General features: G+C 61.9%; 14 protein-coding genes. 7 read left to right on the top strand and 7 right to left on the bottom strand.

Going from position 1 to position 15,047, the window contains the following annotated elements; all coding sequences use genetic code 11:
* Positions 1–4: 4 nt before the first annotated feature.
* The 5 genes from PYH37_RS25390 to PYH37_RS25370 all read right to left on the bottom strand — a co-directional run bounded on the left by PYH37_RS25390 (position 5) and on the right by PYH37_RS25370 (position 5,053).
* Complete coding sequence (locus PYH37_RS25390; protein ID WP_280734224.1) at positions 5–838, bottom strand: carbohydrate ABC transporter permease; 834 nt, start codon at positions 836–838, stop codon at positions 5–7.
* A 5-nt stretch (positions 839–843) separates the two neighbouring features.
* Complete coding sequence (locus PYH37_RS25385) at positions 844–1,779, bottom strand: carbohydrate ABC transporter permease (protein ID WP_280734223.1); 936 nt, start codon at positions 1,777–1,779, stop codon at positions 844–846.
* A 97-nt stretch (positions 1,780–1,876) separates the two neighbouring features.
* A complete protein-coding gene (locus PYH37_RS25380; protein ID WP_280734222.1) occupies positions 1,877–3,139 on the bottom strand; it encodes an ABC transporter substrate-binding protein in 1,263 nt (420 codons plus the stop codon).
* A gap of 31 nt (positions 3,140–3,170) precedes the next feature.
* Entirely contained in the window at positions 3,171–4,340 is a 1,170-nt protein-coding gene (locus tag PYH37_RS25375; protein WP_280734221.1) for a PLP-dependent transferase, read from the bottom strand.
* Positions 4,337–5,053, bottom strand: a complete 717-nt coding sequence (locus PYH37_RS25370; protein ID WP_280734220.1) for a FadR/GntR family transcriptional regulator — start codon at positions 5,051–5,053, stop codon at positions 4,337–4,339. The genes PYH37_RS25375 and PYH37_RS25370 overlap by 4 nt, the downstream gene beginning before the upstream one ends.
* 191 nt (positions 5,054–5,244) lie before the next feature.
* Between PYH37_RS25370 and PYH37_RS25365 the strand changes: the two genes are divergently transcribed.
* From PYH37_RS25365 to PYH37_RS25340, 6 genes are all read left to right on the top strand, one after another.
* Positions 5,245–5,493 carry a hypothetical protein gene (locus PYH37_RS25365; RefSeq protein ID WP_280734219.1) on the top strand — a complete coding sequence of 83 codons (249 nt, stop codon included), beginning with the start codon at positions 5,245–5,247 and terminating at the stop codon, positions 5,491–5,493.
* A gap of 61 nt (positions 5,494–5,554) precedes the next feature.
* A complete protein-coding gene (locus tag PYH37_RS25360) occupies positions 5,555–6,868 on the top strand; it encodes an NAD(P)/FAD-dependent oxidoreductase (RefSeq protein ID WP_280736161.1) in 1,314 nt (437 codons plus the stop codon).
* 350 nt (positions 6,869–7,218) lie between these two features.
* Positions 7,219–8,133 (top strand): transglutaminase-like domain-containing protein, encoded by a 915-nt coding sequence (locus PYH37_RS25355; protein WP_280734218.1) that lies wholly within the window; start codon positions 7,219–7,221, stop codon positions 8,131–8,133.
* A gap of 286 nt (positions 8,134–8,419) precedes the next feature.
* Positions 8,420–8,572, top strand: a complete 153-nt coding sequence (locus tag PYH37_RS25350) for a hypothetical protein (protein WP_280734217.1) — start codon at positions 8,420–8,422, stop codon at positions 8,570–8,572.
* Positions 8,573–8,766: 194 nt separating this feature from the next.
* The gene (locus PYH37_RS25345; protein WP_280734216.1) at positions 8,767–10,200 is read left to right on the top strand and encodes an aldehyde dehydrogenase family protein; all 1,434 of its coding nucleotides are present in this window, start codon (positions 8,767–8,769) and stop codon (positions 10,198–10,200) included.
* A gap of 216 nt (positions 10,201–10,416) precedes the next feature.
* Positions 10,417–11,262, top strand: a complete 846-nt coding sequence (locus PYH37_RS25340) for a DMT family transporter (RefSeq protein ID WP_280736160.1) — start codon at positions 10,417–10,419, stop codon at positions 11,260–11,262.
* A 10-nt stretch (positions 11,263–11,272) separates the two neighbouring features.
* Here PYH37_RS25340 and PYH37_RS25335 read toward each other — a convergent pair whose 3' ends face one another.
* Positions 11,273–12,451, bottom strand: a complete 1,179-nt coding sequence (locus PYH37_RS25335; protein WP_280734215.1) for an aminotransferase — start codon at positions 12,449–12,451, stop codon at positions 11,273–11,275.
* Between the two features lie 34 nt (positions 12,452–12,485).
* Entirely contained in the window at positions 12,486–13,532 is a 1,047-nt protein-coding gene (locus PYH37_RS25330; RefSeq protein ID WP_280734213.1) for a LysR substrate-binding domain-containing protein, read from the bottom strand.
* A gap of 222 nt (positions 13,533–13,754) precedes the next feature.
* Here PYH37_RS25330 and speB point away from each other — a divergent pair, with 222 nt between their 5' ends.
* Positions 13,755–14,813, top strand: a complete 1,059-nt coding sequence (speB, locus tag PYH37_RS25325) for an agmatinase (protein WP_280734212.1) — start codon at positions 13,755–13,757, stop codon at positions 14,811–14,813.
* The last annotated feature ends 234 nt before the right edge of the window (positions 14,814–15,047 follow it).

Genomic DNA, 15,047 nt, shown 5'->3' with positions numbered 1-15,047 from the left:
ACCCTCAGCCCTTGACCGCGCCGGCCGTGAGGCCCTGGACGAGATAGCGTTGAATGAGCAGGAAGAACAGGCAGGCGGGGATCAGCGCCAGCACACCGGCGGCCATCATCTGACCGAAATCGACCGAGAATTTCGAGACGAAAGACAGAAGCCCGACCGGGAAGGTTGCCTGCTCGTTGCCTGAGATCAGCATCAGCGAGAAGAGCAGTTCGCTCCAGGCGGCGGTGAAGACGAAGCCGAGCGTCGCGGCGATGCCGGGCAGCGTCAGCGGCAGGATGATCTGGCGAAAGGCGACAAACTGCGTGGCGCCGTCGATCATCGCCGCCTCTTCCAGATCCTTCGGAATGCCGTCGAAGAAGGACTGCATCAGGAACGTAGCGAAGGGCACGTTGAAGGCGCTGTAGACGATGACGAGCCCGGTGAGGCTGTTGGTGAGCCCAAGCGGCGACAGGATCTTGAAGATCGGCGCGACCAGCATCACCAGCGGGAACATTTGCGTCAGCAGCATCAGCGTGACGAGCCAATACTTGCCGCGGAAGCGAAACCGCGAGAGCGCATAGCCGGAGAGCGAAGCGAGGACGGTCACGACAACGGCGGTCGAGCCGGAGACGATCAGGCTGTTGCGGAAGAAGACTGGAAAGGCGCTGTGCCTCAGCACGAAATTGAAATGTTCGAGGCTTGCGCGCGATGGCCACAGGCGAATGCCTTCAGAATAGAGCAGATCGTTCGGAGTAACCGCGACCTTGAGCAGCCAAAATAAGGGAAGGAGCGCGAAGGCGATATAGACCAGGATCGCCAGACGATGCGCAACGGTGAGAAGGGCTGGTTTGGCGCGCATCGGTTTCAATCCTTGCTCAGCAGCCACTGCCGCAGGATGACGATCAGCAGCGAATAGGCGAGGAGCAGCGCCAAGAGCACCAGCGCGATCGCCGAGGCGTAACCGAAATCGAGCCGCTTGAATGCCTGGGTGAAGATGTAGCTGGCGACGATCTGCGTCCGATCCGCCGGGCCGCCATTGGTCATGACGATGATGAGATCGGCGAAATTCGAGATCCAGACCGTGCGCAGGAGAATGGTGATCGCGATCGTCGGCGCGAGAAAGGGAAGCGTGATCGAGAGAAAGCGCTGGAAGGCGCCGGCGCCGTCGATGCTAGCGGCTTCGTAGAGGTCGCGCGGGATCGCCTGCAGCGCGGCGAGCAGAGTGATCGCGAAGAAGGGAATGCCCCACCAGATATTGGCAATGATCGGTCCCCACATCGCGAGTTGCGGATCAGAAAGGATGTTGACCGGCTGGCTCATCAGCCCGAGTGCATAAAGCCAATGCGGCAGCGGTCCGACGACGGGATTGAAAAGCCAGGCCCAGTTGAGGCCGGCGAGGAAACTCGGCACTGCCCAGGGCAGGAAAACGAGTGCCTGGGCGACGGCGCGGCCGTGAAAGGGCTTGTCGAGCAAGAGAGCCAGGATGAGGCCGAAAGCGAACTGGAGAAGGACGGACGCGCCGGTCCACCAGAGCGTGTTGCGCAGAGACCGGAAGAAGGCCTGGTCCTGCGAGAGCGCCCAGAAGTGATCGAGACCAATGAAGGCACCTGAGAAGGGGTTCAGGAGCTGGACATCGCGAAAGGCATAGGAGACACCAAGCACCAGCGGCACCAGCATCACGGTGACGATCAGGATCAGTGCCGGCGCGCTGTAGAGATAGGGTGCCGAGGCATCCGCGATGCGCTTCATAAGCGGCGGGCGGATTGCGGATATGCCTTCATGGCGTGCGGCATAGGCCATCGGTCAGAATTCCCCTTCGTGGCTGCCTGCTGCGGCGTGTTTATTGTCAGTTGCGGGAGGGAGGGCGGCTGTGTGAACCGCCGCCCTCCTGAACATTTTACTTCTTGTTCGCCAGGTATTTCTGCTGCGCTTTCGTCAGGTAGTCCGCCCATTGGTTGGCGAGCTCTTCCGGAGTGATGTCGCCGAGGAGTGCTTCCTGGCTCGTCTTGATCGCCAGCGAGTCCTTGAAGAAGGCAAATTCTTCGAGGTAGGTCGGCATGACCGTCGGAATGACGTCCTTATCGGCAAGTTCGTCGAACCAGCCCTTGAATTGCGGGCTCGAATAGAAGGGGTCCTTCTCGGCCGACTTGTGGACGGGTAGCGCGCCTGTGCGCTTGTTCCACTCGATGTTGCCCTCCGGACCCTCGAGAGTTTCGATCAGCTTCCAGGAGAGATCCTTGTTCTGGCTTGCGGAAAGCATCGACCAGCCGGCGTAGCCGATGGTGGGAAACGTCTTGCCGCTCGGCCCCTTCGGCATGGCAGTGACGCCGAAGTCTTCCGACTTCATGCGCTGAGCAATCGCGATCAGCGCATCCGGATCCTGATCGAGGAAGGCGCAGGTACCGCTGTAGAAGCCGGCAACGATTTCGTTGAAGCCCCAGTTGACGCTGTCCTTCGGCGCGAGGCCCTTCTTATAGAGGTCGATCACCCAGGTCAGGCCCTTGATCCAGCCCTCGCTGTTCATCGTCGAGGTGCCGTCCTCGTTGAAGAACTTGTTGTCTCCGGCCATCGTGGCGCCGAACATCACCCAGCCGTTCAGGCCGCCCGGGCCGCCGCGCAGGCAGTAGCCGGCTTTGCCGGGAAGTTTGGAAACGGCTTCGGACGCCTTGACGAAATCGTCCATCGTCTTCGGAGGCTCCGCAACACCGGCTTCCGCGAGGAGCTTCTTGTTGTAGAACATCGCCCGGAGATAGAAGCCGTAGGGCAGCATATAGGCGGTGTCGTTGACATCGCGGCCGAGCTCGAGCGCGCGTTCGGTCAGGCCGGACGTGTGCTCCCACTTGGAGAGGTAGGGCTCAAGACTCTCGAGCATGCCGTTGTTGGCATAGAGTGAGAGCCATGTATCCGGCATTTCCATCACGTCCGGGATTTCCCCGGCTGAGACCATGGTGGCGAATTTCTGGAAGGCTTCGCCCCAGGGCAACGATATGACTTCGACGGTCGTTCCGGGATTTGCCGCCTCGAATTTGGCGACGATCGACTTCAGCGTTTCGGTGCGCTCCGGGCTGGTGATGACCTCGACGAGCTTCAGCCTGGTGTCGGCAAGCGCGCTGCCGGCCATCAGTGTGGCAAGCAGGGTGGCTGTGATCAGTTTCCTCATTTTCAGTTCCCCTTTTCTTCAGGTGGTTACGTCAGCCTACCGAAGCGGCTATCGCCGCTTCGAGATCGCTCCAGAGGGCCTCCGTTCCCTCCAGGCCGACATGGAGCCGTACCGACCGCGGCGAGATGCCGAAGGCCGCCGCGGAATTGGGCTGGGCTTTCTGTGCCAAGACGACTTCACCCGGCACGACGAGGCTTTCGTGGCCGCCCCAGGACACGCCGAGCTTGAAGAGTCGCAGGTGATCGGCGAAGCGGCGGATGTCGACGCCTTCGCGGAAGATGAAAGAGAAGAGGCCGGACGTGCCTGAGAGCCCCGGCGGCAGATGATTGCCGAGGCCGGGGTGGCAGACTGCTTCGACCAGCGGATGATCCAGTAGGTGCTTCGCGACGGCGAGCGCCGAGCGCTCATGCGCCTTCATCCGGACGGGCAGGGTGCGCAGGCCTCGGATCAACAGCCAGGCATCGAAGGGTGAGAGCTTGCCGCCAAGATAGGGATAGGCCTCGGAGCGTATGCGGCCAATCAGTTCCCTTGAGCCGGCGACGACGCCGGCAACGACATCGCTGTGGCCGCCGAGATATTTCGAAGCCGAATGGATGATGAGATCGACGCCGAGCGAGATCGGCTGTTGGAAAACCGGGCTCGCCCAACTGTTGTCGATGACGGTGACGATGTCCTGCGCCTTGGCAAGCGCGGCGAGGGCCGCGACATCATGCGTGTCCATCACCCAACTCGTCGGACTTTCCATGTAGAAGAGCTTGGCACCGGGAAGCGCCTTTGCCACTGCCTCCTGGTCGCGGCCGTCGACATAGGTGACTTCGACCCGCATGCGTTTCAGATGCGTTCCGAACAGGCGGAAGGCATCAGGATAGACATGGTTCACGGCGACGATGCGGTCGCCCGGCTCGACGAAGGAAAGAACGGTAGAGGAGATCGCTGACATGCCGCTGGCAAAGCCGATGGCATCGTCGGCGCCCTCGAGTTTCGCCAGCATCTCTTCGAACATCCGCACCGTCGGGTTGAGGCCGCGGGTATAGATCGGCCGCACGCGCTCGCCCCGATAGGAGGCGATCATCTCGTCATAGTCCTTGAAAGTGAAGAGCGAGGTCTGGACGATCGGCGGCACGACAGCGTCGAAAGCGTTCCCTTCGTCATGCGCGACGATCAGCGAGGCTGCATCGAACGGATCGAAGCCGTCATTCATTTGGACATTTCCTTGATGTCTTCCTCGACGATCGCGAGGATTTTCAATGTTTCGTCGCGCGCAGCGTCCGGGTCCTGCGCCGCAATCGCGTTGAAGAGCGTGCGGTGAAAGGGAAAGGAGCGCCGCGCGAAATCCGGCCGGTCGAAGGGTTTCTCCCAGAAGCGTTCGAAAGCTTCGCGCATCTGCTCGAGAAGCTGGCGAAAGAGCGGATTGTGGGTGGCGTCATAGATCGCCAGATGGAAGGCGAGGTCTTCCGGCCCGGAGGTGCCCTTGGCGATATGGACGCGCTCCATCTCGTTGAGCTTCGTCTCGATATTGATGAGGTCTGCATCCGACCGCCGGCGGGCGGCCACCATTCCCGCTTCCGCCTCGATGCCGCGCCGGACTTCGAGCGTCTGCAAGAGGGCGTCGCGAAGATGCCGGGTATCGAGCGTCAGCGGCATGTGAATGGTCGCGCCGGAAATGGCGCGCAGCAGATAGGTGCCGCTGCCCTTGCGTGCCTCGACGACCCCGAGCGCCTGGAAGTGGCTGAGCACTTCGCGGACCGTGGACCGCCCGACAGCCAGTGCTGCCATCAGTTCGCGTTCCGCTGGAAGCCGGTCGCCCGGCTGCAGACCCGATCCCTGGATGTAATCGGCAAGGGCGGCGATCACCTGCTGCGCCCGGTCCGCCGGGGGCAGGGGCAGAAGCGTCGCTTTGTCCCGCTGATGCATCTGGCTCTCCCCACAGCCAAATTGGTCTGACATCTGAGCAATATGCCGGCGACAAATCCGCCGGTCAAGCGGCAAATGCGTATTGGTCGTGCGAATGGGAACGGAGCATGGCAGGCCTGCACCCGCACCCGAACATGCATCTTGACGGTCCGCCCCATGGGGCGCGATATCGGTTCAAAGGAGGCGCGGACATGAGATTCATAGCCTTTGGCGTCCTTGGTCTAGCTTTGGCCGCGACCAGCTTCGGTCCTTTGACGGGCGACGCGAACGCCCAGATGCGAACAGGGAAGGGCGAGTATTACAGCGGCATCACGCGCAAGCCCTGGCCGAGCTATCTCTATTTCTGGATTACCGGCCGTAACGACGGGGCAGCCTATGGTGCGCCTGCAAGGAAGCGCGCGGTCGAAAGCAAGCGATTGCCGAGGGACAACAGCAAGTAGGATTTGCGATATGTCTCTCGATGCGGATCCAAGCGCGGGCTGGCGGGAGCAGTACGGCCGTATGATGGCAAAGAGACAGACATCCTATGCCGGCGATGGCAGCTATCCGACGAGCTACTATGCGGCATCCCGAAATATCGTTCGCACGCCCGTCAAGCTTGCGGGCCGGGTCGAAACCGACATCTGCGTCGTCGGTGCCGGCTATTCCGGCCTGTCGACCGCCATCCATCTCGCCGAAAAGGGCTACAAGGTCATCGTGGTCGAAGGCGCGCAGGTGGGATGGGGCGCCTCGGGGCGCAACGGCGGTCAGATCGTCAACGGCCTCAACGCCAGCCTTTCCACCATCCAGCGCAGCTATGGCGAAGACGCTGCCCGCTTCATTGGCGAGCTGGTGCAGGAAGGCGGTCGCATCATCCGCCGGCTCGTCAGCCAGTACCAGATCGACTGCGACCTGAAGCCCGGCAACATCTACGCCGCCTATACCGGTGCGCATATGAAGGAGCTCGAGGCCAAGCAGGCACTCTGGCGCAAATACGGGATGGACGACCATCAGCTTCTCGACGGTGAGGCGCTGCGCAAGCTCGTCAATTCCGAGGTCTATTGCGGCGGCATGCTGGATAGCACCGGTGGTCACATGCACCCGCTTAATCTGGTGCTCGGCGAGGCGCGTGCTTTCGAAGGGCTGGGCGGCACGATCTATGAAGCGTCGCCGATAACCCGTGTGAATCACGAGGCAGTGCGGCCGACCGTCCATACGCAAGAGGGCGAGATCTCGGCGCGCATCGTCGTGCTCTGCGGCAATGCCTATCTTGGTGGCGCGGTGCCGAAGCTCGTCTCGCGCGTCATGCCCGTTTCGACGCAAATGATCACCACCGCTCCACTTCGCGAGGAACTCGCCCAGTCGCTGATCCCGAGCGATATGTGCGTGGAGGACGTACGCTACATCCTCGACTATTTCCGGCTATCCGCCGACAAACGGATGATCTTCGGCGGCGGCACTGTCTATGGCGGCACCGATCCGGCGGACGTCGTCGCCAAGCTCCGGCCCAATCTCGACAAGGTCTTCCCGCGCCTCAAGGGCGTGAAGATCGACTATGCCTGGAGCGGCAACTTCGCGCTCTCCTTCACGCGCGTGCCGCAGATGGGCCGCCTGGGCGCCAATACCTATTTCGCCCACGGCTATAGCGGCCACGGCGTCACCGGTTCGCATCTCTTCGGCCGCACGCTTGCCGAGGCGATCGATGGCGATACGTCGCGTTTCGATGTCTTCGAGAAACTGCCTTGGTATCCCTTCCCCGGCGGGCGCATGTTCCGTGCGCAATATTCGACGATCGGTTCCTGGTGGTATTCGTTCAAGGATGCCGTCGGCTGGTAGATGCTGCATGGTTTTTGTCGCTCCCGACTTAAGGAACCATGCAGCAGGCACACGTTTCCCTCTCAAATCGATTCCGCACCGAACGATCATGCGCTAGAATTTTTCGGTCGCTGGCCCGGCCCCCGCCGACGACGTCCGAATGGGGCGGGATATCGCGTTCTTCTGCGCACCCGACGATCTACTGCCGTGCGTTCCTCGGCCCGGAATAAATACAGATCGCGGCAAATGCGACACGCGAACAATCCTATCAGCGGTCTCTGACCGAAAATGCGCCAACGCCATGGAGCGTCTCCAGTGCCGACAAGACGACGGGAACCCGAATAGCCGCAGTCCATCAGGGAGGTCGGAACATGTTCATACGGTTCGGTTATGAGATCGGGATTGATTGTCCGCAGCCGACGCCGATGATGACCTATCTTTCCATCGTACCCGAACGGCGCGGCGATATCGTCGGCGAGCGCGGGCCGGTTGTGTCACCGATCGTGCCGATGGAGGAAATCACCGATCCGCATGGCAATACCTGCCTGCGCATGGTTCTGCCCGAGGGGGAGACCAAGCTCAGCTATGACGCGGTGATCAAGGACGAGGGAAGGCTCGACGCCTCCGACCCGCTGGCTGAAGCGGTGCCGGTCGAAAAGCTCCCGCCCGCCTGGCTGCCCTATCTTTCCGCCAGCCGATACTGCGAGACCGATCGATTGAGTGCGCTTGCCTGGAAGCTCTTCGGCGACGTGCCGGCGGGGTGGCAGCGTGTGGAGGCGATCTGCGACTATGTGCACGATCGCCTGGTCTTCAGCTACGGCTATGCGCAGATAATGCGCACGGCGCTGGAAGCGCATGAGGACCGGCTGGGCGTCAGCCGCGACTATGCGCATCTCGCCATCGCCTTTTGCCGCTGCATGAACATGCCGGCCCGTTACGTCAACGGCTACATGGCCGATATCGGCGTGCCGGAGAGTCCGGCGCCGATGGACTTCAATGCCTGGTTTGAAGTCTTTGTCGGCGATCGCTGGTACACGTTCGACGCCAAGAACAATGCGCGGCGCGCCGGCCGCATCCCGGTTGCGCGCGGCCGCGACGCCGCCGACATTCCCTTGATTCAGACGTTCGGCAAGCATCAGCTCACGGCATTCACCGTCTGGACCTGCGTCGAGGCAGACAGCAGGCTCAGCCGCTCTCACCGCTCCGCCGACATTTCGCTCCTGACGCCATGGTTCAGCGAGACCTGGTCGCGCCACGTACAGCAACGCGATCGCGATCGGCACTGACCGAGCGGGATGAGGAACGTGTGCAGCGATTTCGCCCGCATCCGCGTCTCGCTCTACAGCGCCGTGCGTCTTTTCAGACGCACAAAGATCGCCGTTAGCACTTTGAACTGCTGCATGTTTTGTCGCTAAATCAGCTCCGATCTAAGGAAACATGCAGTAGCAAGGACAGAACGGATTTTTACGTCCGACCCGATCTGCGGAAAATAATATCTATAAACTCAATGGAGAATATAGGAGAAGAATACAGCAGGACGCTGGTGCCGTCCGGAACTTGCGGAGAGATGCGATGAACGCTGCAAAACCGATGAGCCAGTCCCGATACACGACCTACGGGGCACCATCTGAGCGGCGGCTGTTGTCCCGCCGTCTCATTCCCCACACGATCGCGCTCGCAGCTGCCTTCAGTTTCATCTCGGCGCTGGTGCTCGGCGCACTCTAACCGATTCGCTGCAGCGATCTTCGCAAAGCAGTGTTCTCCTCTCGTCGTCAGGCGGCGCATGAAAGCGTCGCCGTCTCGCGCCGATGTCGTGAGCGCCCGCAAGCGCGAGCTCGTTCCCCTTGCGGGGTGACTGCTTGCGTCGTAGCCTTCAGTTGGCAGCGCTCAAAAGACACTCTGACGGGAAGGAGGAGCGAATGCTCGACAAACGAAAATTCTACATCAACGGCGAATGGGTCGATCCGGTCACGCAGAATGATCTCTATGTGCTCAATCCGGCAACCGAAAAGCCGATCGCCGTCATTTCCCTGGGCACGTCCGTCGACATCGACCGCGCGGTTGCCGCCGCAAGGAAGGCTTTCGCCAGCTATAGCCGGACGAGCGTAGAGGAACGTTTGGCGCTGCTTGAAAAGCTGTTGGCGATCTACAAGCGCCGTTACGACGAGATGGCCGAAACGATCACTGCGGAGCTCGGCGCGCCGAAAACCATGAGCCGCGAGCAGCAGGCCGATGTCGGCATCGGCCACCTGCAGGGCTATATCGACGCGCTGAAACGGCTGAAGCTGCGCGAGAAGCTTCCTAACGGCGACACGCTGTTGCGGGAGCCGATCGGCGTCTGCGGCCTCATCACGCCCTGGAACTGGCCAGTCAACCAGGTCGCGCTCAAGGTCGTGCCGGCGCTTGCGACCGGCTGCACATGCGTGCTGAAGCCGAGCGAGTTCACGCCGCTCAATGCCATGCTTTACGCGGAAATGATCGACGAGGCCGGCTTCCCGCCGGGCGTCTTCAACCTCGTCAACGGCGACGGCATCCATGCCGGTGCCGCGCTTTCGAAACACAAGGACCTCGACATGGTGTCGTTCACCGGCTCGACCCGTGCCGGTATCGCCGTCAGCAAGGATGCCGCCGATACGGTCAAACGCGTGACGCTGGAGCTCGGCGGCAAGTCGCCGAACATCGTCTTTGCCGACGCCGATCTCGAGGAGCGGGTGACCGCCAGCATTCTTGAATGCTTCAACAATTCCGGCCAGTCCTGCGATGCGCCGACCCGGATGCTCGTGGAGCGGAGCGTCTATGATAAGGTGGTGGACATCGCCAGGCACGTGGCGAGGGTGGCGCAAGTCGGCGATCCGACGAAGGAAGGTTCGCATATCGGCCCGCTCGTCAGCCATATCCAGTATGAGCGGGTGCAGGCGCTGATCGAGGCGGGCGTGGCCGAAGGCGCGATCCTTCTAGCCGGCGGACCGGGCAAGCCGGAAGGTTTCGAGACTGGTTATTTCGTCAAGCCGACGATTTTCATCGATGTCGATAACACAATGCGGATCGCCCGCGAGGAGGTCTTCGGCCCGGTCCTTTCGATCATGCCCTTTGATACAGAGGAGGAAGCGATCGAGATCGCCAACGACACCAGTTACGGGCTGGCCGCCTATATCCAGACCGGCGATCCGGAGCGGGCCGAGCGGGTCGCCGCGCGGCTGCGCGCCGGCATGGTGCATATCAACGGCGGACCGCATCGCTACGGGAGCCCCTTCGGCGGCTACAAGCAATCGGGCAACGGGCGTGAAGGCGGCATCTTCGGTCTCGAGGATTTTCTCGAGGTGAAGACGGTACACCTCCCCGACGCCGCCTGATCGGCGAGAACTCCAGAGCAATTGCGGCTGCACGCTTTTCGTGCGGCCGCCGTTTTTTGTCTCTCTTTTGGCGAATTGCCGCTGTTGCCCGATGCACAGGTCTGATAGCTGGCTTGCTGCGCCCATCGATCCTGCGGCGCTCGCCAGAAGTCTACTCGCCGGACATCGCCCGTGACCCAAGCCGTCAGTTCCGCCTCTTCCCGCAATTCGCTTGCCATGGCAGCACTGCTGCTTGGCGGTGCAGCCATAGGCGGATCGCCGATCTTCGTGCGGCTCTCGGAGGTTGGGCCGATGGCGACCGCCTTCTGGCGCGTGGCGCTCGCCTTGATCCCGCTTGTTGCCTGGGCATGGGTCCAAAATGGGAACGTCGCCGATCGGCGACCGCAGCGACTTTCCGACTACGCGGCCTTGATCCTGCCGGGCGTACTGCTGGCGATTGATCTTGCCGCCTGGCACCTCTCGCTGACGATGACTTCCGTCGCCAACGCAACGCTGCTCGCCAACGTTGCTCCTGTCTTTGTTACGCTTGCAAGCTGGCTCTTGTTCCGCTCCAAAGTCAGCGGCATCTTTCTCGCCGGTCTTGCCACGGCCGTTGCCGGCGTGGTTGTCCTGAAGGGCGGGCCAGCGGCACTCGGCGGGGGCGACCTCCTGGGCGATGGCATCGCGATCGTCGCCGCCATGTTCTATGCGGGCTATATTCTGGCGATAGGCCAGTTGCGAAGCCGTTTCAGCACCAACCGGATCATGATCTGGAGCACGGCTTCGGCAGCCATTTGCATGTTGCCGATGACGTTGTTGGCCGAGCCCGAGCTGCTGCCGCCTAGTGCCTTCGGATGGGCGATGCTGTTCGGTCTCGCCTTTGTCAGCCACGCGGGCGGCCAGGTGGCGATAACCTATGCGCTGGCCTATCTGCCGCCGGCCTTTTCGTCGCTGACGCTGCTGTTGCAGCCCGTCGTGGCAGCAATTCTCGCCTGGCTGCTGCTCAGCGAGCCGGTCGGCCTAATGCAGGCGATCGGCGGCGCGATCGTGCTGGTAGGCATTCTGATCGCGCGCCGCGGCTGAACGTCCGGTTTCAGATGCCGGGTAGGTTGAAACCGGCAAGGCGCTCTTCCAGTTTCAGGATCGTCGCGACATCGGCATTGGCGAAGGCGAAGCGCAGATAGTTCTCCTGGCCTTCGCCGAAATAATCGCCCGGCAGACAGAGGACGCCGGCAAGTTTTGCCAGTTTCTCGGCGACGAATTGAGAGTCGATATCGGGGAAGGGGTGGCGGATATAGGCGAAATAGGCGCCGACTGCCTGCAGCTTCCATTGCGGCAGGCGGCTCATGACGTCCTTCAGCGCCTTTGCGCGGGCGGCGATCTCGGCGCGATTGGCGAGCCGCCAGTCGGCAAGGGCCGGTATGGCCTTGGCGACCGCAGCTTGCGCGGCGCGCGGGGCGCAGATCTGCAGGTTGTCCATGATCTTGGTGACCTGCTCGACGACCGCCGGCCCGGCGGTGATCGCCCCGAGGCGATGGCCGGGAATACAAAGGGACTTGGAGAAACTGTAGAGACCGATGAAGCCATCCTGCCAGCGTTCGGCCCGAAGCAGCCTATGCGGGGCAACAGCGGCGTCCGGCAGGAAGTCCCGATAGGTTTCATCGAGGATCAGCCAGGTTCCGTTTGCCCGGCTGAGTTCATAGATTCGCTGAAGCAGCTCCGGCGGATAGACCGCGCCGGTCGGATTGTTCGGGGAAACGAGAGCCAATGCGCGAATGCCCGGCCGAAGCGCGGAAGCGATCGTTTCGACCTCCGGCAGGAAACCGGCGCCCGCGTCGCAAGGTGCAAGTTCGACGTTGATCCCGAGCATCGCCAGCGTCGTTTCCTGGTTGAAGTAATAGGGATTCGTCATCAGAACGGTGTCGCCCGCGCCGGCAATCGCCATGACGGCGCAGATGAAAGCCTGGTTGCAGCCGGAGGTGATGTGAATGTTGTCGGCAGAAACGGTCGCGTCATAGAGCGCGGCCACATGGGCCGCATAGGCGGCGCGCAACTCCGCTTCTCCTTCGATCGCGCCGTAGCCGGTGTAAGCCGTGGAGGCGGAAGCTTCGCCGAGCCATTTCAACAGGTCCGGATGAGCGGGATAACCGGGTACCGCCTGGGAAAGATCGATCAGCGGGCCTCTTGCCCCGTCGTAGGCCTTGGCCCAGGTGAGCACCGACGGGACCGGCGGCGGCGAGAGCTTTTCGACGAGGGGGTTGAAATGCGGCATGTTGAATTTCCGTTGGTTAGGACTTGATCTGGCGTTAGGACTTGATCTTGCGTTTCTGGGGCGGCTCGCGACGACGGCCATGCGTCGGCGAAGAGACGGGCTGAAAACTGTCCGTAGGCGACTCTCGCGCGCCGGCGTCCGGTTTCGACATCCGGCTGCGGATGATCGTGCGTGCAGAGACCTGCAGTTCCGGCATCGGGTCGCTTTCGAGCGCTGCGAACAGCCAGTCGATGAAAACGCGGACGATCGGCGCGGCACGGACCTCGTTGCGGCAAGCGACGAAGAAGGCATCATTGGCCGGCACGGTCAGATCGAAGGGAGCGATTAACTCGCCGCGGGCGATCAGGCTGCCGGCGGTGATCGTATCGCCGAGCGCCACGCCCTGGTTGTGCAGCGCCGCTTCGGTCGAAAGCCGCGCATCGCTCATGAAATGCTGACGTCCGCGTTGAAGATCGGTCGCGTCGGCCGCGGTAAGCCAGGTGTTCCATTCGCGGCCGTCGTCGCCGTGCAGCATCACATGGTCGCGCAGATCGCGTATGGAGCGGAGCGGGCGCATGTTGAGCAGCGTCGGGCTGACGACGGGAAAGAGCTCGAGACGGCTCCAGAGCTTCGCCCAGCAACCGCTCCAATTGCCGTCGCCGTAGAGCAAGCAGATATCGACGTCAGGGGAATGCAGATGCGCTTCGTCGTTGGAGGCTATGAGCGTCAGCTGCACGTCGGGGAATTGCTCTGTGAACTGATGCAGGCGCGGGATCATCCAGAAGGAGAGCAGTGCGGGAACGCAGGTGATCCGGAGTTCGCCGCTCGTCGCCGGTCGGGTCATTGCCGCGGTCGCCGCGGCGATCTCGGCGAAGGCGTGAGTGACGGCCGGCAGCAGCAGCGCGCCCTGCGGCGTCAATCTCAGCCGCTTGCCGCCGCGCTCGAAGAGGGTGGCGTTGAAGGAAAGCTCGAGCGCGCGGATCTGATGGCTGACCGCCCCATGGGTGACGTTGAGTTCTCGCGCCGCCGCAGAAACGGAACCGCGCCGGGCGGTAGCCTCGAAGGCACGTAGCGGGTTCAGCGGGGGGAGGCGGCTCGACAAGAAGGAGAGCTCCGGACGGGATGGCAATTATGTGAATTTTCCTCACACGAAACGCTATAACAATGTCAATTGATTTTCCAGAAGAATTGTCTCCTAATATGCCTCAACAAAGGCAAGAGCCTGGGGAACATGATTGCGCCGATCCGGCCGGCGAATTCCGCGAAACGCGATTTGCGGAGCGCCTTGCGCATGCCCCGGCTAAAAACATGGAGGTTCGGGCACATGGCCTGGGACGAAAAGAAGCTCAGCGAACTGAAGGCGAAATATGGCGAAAGCCACGGCGGCGAACTCTTCGACCCGACCTTCCGCAAGGTCGCGGACAAGATCTTCACCAAGAGCGGCACGCGCCTTGCACCTTATTCCGGCATTCCGACTTTCCTGACGGCGCCGCACATGGCGGTCGATGCAGAAGATCCGGATTTCGGCAATCTTCAGGTGGCGATCGTCGGCGTGCCGATGGACCTCGGCGTCACCAATCGCCCCGGCTCGCGCTTCGGACCGCGCGCGCTTCGTGCCATCGAGCGCATCGGGCCCTACAATCATGTTCTCGGCTGCGCGCCGGTGCATGTTCTCCGGGTCGCCGATATCGGCGATGTTTCGTTCCGCAGCCGCTATCGCCTGGAGCTCAGCCATGAGGACATCGAGAAGCGCCTCAATCAGATCGTCGACGCGGGCGTCGTGCCGCTCTCGGTCGGCGGCGACCATTCGATCACTCATCCGATCCTCAAAGCCGTTGGCAAGAAGCAGCCGGTCGGCTTAATCCATATCGACGCCCATTGCGACACCGGCGGTGCCTTTGATCTGACCAAGTTTCACCATGGCGGCCCATTCCGCAACGCTGTCCTTGACGGGGTGCTCGACCCCACCCGTGTCGTCCAGATCGGCATCCGCGGCTCGGCCGAGTATCTCTGGGAATTCTCCTATGAGGCCGGCATGACCGTGATCCATGCGGAGGAAGTCACCGGCCTCGGCATCCCCGCCATCATCGAAAAGGCGATGAAGATCGTCGGCGACGGACCGACCTATCTCTCCTTCGACATCGACAGCCTCGATCCGAGTTTCGCGCCGGGCACCGGTACCCCGGAGGTCGGTGGCTTGACGACCCGCGAAGTGCTGGAACTGATCCGCGGCCTCAAAGGCATCAATCTCGTCGGCGGCGACGTCGTCGAGGTGGCGCCGCAGTACGACGCGACGACCAATACCGCTCATGCCGGAGCGCAGGTGCTTTTCGAGATCCTGAGCCTGATGGTCTTCAGCCCGGCCATTACCGGGAGAGGTTGATATCGCATGCGCCAACGGACGCATGGGAGGGTATGATGTCGATAAGGCGCGGCGACCGAGCGATCTGATCACGATGATTTTGGCTTGAGAGACCCGAAAACGCGTGATTCTTTCCGGTAAGTGCGGCTGGGATGCGGGGCAGAAACGCACTCACATTCTTCTCATTACGGCCTGATGCATCGAGACCGAAAAGATGTAAGAAATCAACTACAACAGGGAACGTGGCGAGTGCCG

It is taken from the genome of Sinorhizobium numidicum (genome assembly GCF_029892045.1).
Taxonomy (GTDB): Bacteria; Pseudomonadota; Alphaproteobacteria; order Rhizobiales; family Rhizobiaceae; genus Sinorhizobium; species Sinorhizobium numidicum.
The sequence above is the reverse complement of the archived record's forward strand: the minus strand, read 5'-3'. Positions and strand labels throughout refer to the sequence as shown.

What these genes read in the sequence shown, in the direction of transcription:
- PYH37_RS25390 (WP_280734224.1), bottom strand. Translation starts at nt 838, where the DNA reads ATGCGCGCCAAACCAGCCCTTCTCACCGTTGCGCATCGTCTGGCGATC.
- PYH37_RS25385 (WP_280734223.1), bottom strand. Translation starts at nt 1,779, where the DNA reads ATGGCCTATGCCGCACGCCATGAAGGCATATCCGCAATCCGCCCGCCG.
- PYH37_RS25380 (WP_280734222.1), bottom strand. Translation starts at nt 3,139, where the DNA reads ATGAGGAAACTGATCACAGCCACCCTGCTTGCCACACTGATGGCCGGC.
- PYH37_RS25375 (WP_280734221.1), bottom strand. Translation starts at nt 4,340, where the DNA reads ATGAATGACGGCTTCGATCCGTTCGATGCAGCCTCGCTGATCGTCGCG.
- PYH37_RS25370 (WP_280734220.1), bottom strand. Translation starts at nt 5,053, where the DNA reads ATGCATCAGCGGGACAAAGCGACGCTTCTGCCCCTGCCCCCGGCGGAC.
- PYH37_RS25365 (WP_280734219.1), top strand. Translation starts at nt 5,245, where the DNA reads ATGAGATTCATAGCCTTTGGCGTCCTTGGTCTAGCTTTGGCCGCGACC.
- PYH37_RS25360 (WP_280736161.1), top strand. Translation starts at nt 5,555, where the DNA reads ATGATGGCAAAGAGACAGACATCCTATGCCGGCGATGGCAGCTATCCG.
- PYH37_RS25355 (WP_280734218.1), top strand. Translation starts at nt 7,219, where the DNA reads ATGTTCATACGGTTCGGTTATGAGATCGGGATTGATTGTCCGCAGCCG.
- PYH37_RS25350 (WP_280734217.1), top strand. Translation starts at nt 8,420, where the DNA reads ATGAACGCTGCAAAACCGATGAGCCAGTCCCGATACACGACCTACGGG.
- PYH37_RS25345 (WP_280734216.1), top strand. Translation starts at nt 8,767, where the DNA reads ATGCTCGACAAACGAAAATTCTACATCAACGGCGAATGGGTCGATCCG.
- PYH37_RS25340 (WP_280736160.1), top strand. Translation starts at nt 10,417, where the DNA reads ATGGCAGCACTGCTGCTTGGCGGTGCAGCCATAGGCGGATCGCCGATC.
- PYH37_RS25335 (WP_280734215.1), bottom strand. Translation starts at nt 12,451, where the DNA reads ATGCCGCATTTCAACCCCCTCGTCGAAAAGCTCTCGCCGCCGCCGGTC.
- speB (WP_280734212.1), top strand. Translation starts at nt 13,755, where the DNA reads ATGGCCTGGGACGAAAAGAAGCTCAGCGAACTGAAGGCGAAATATGGC.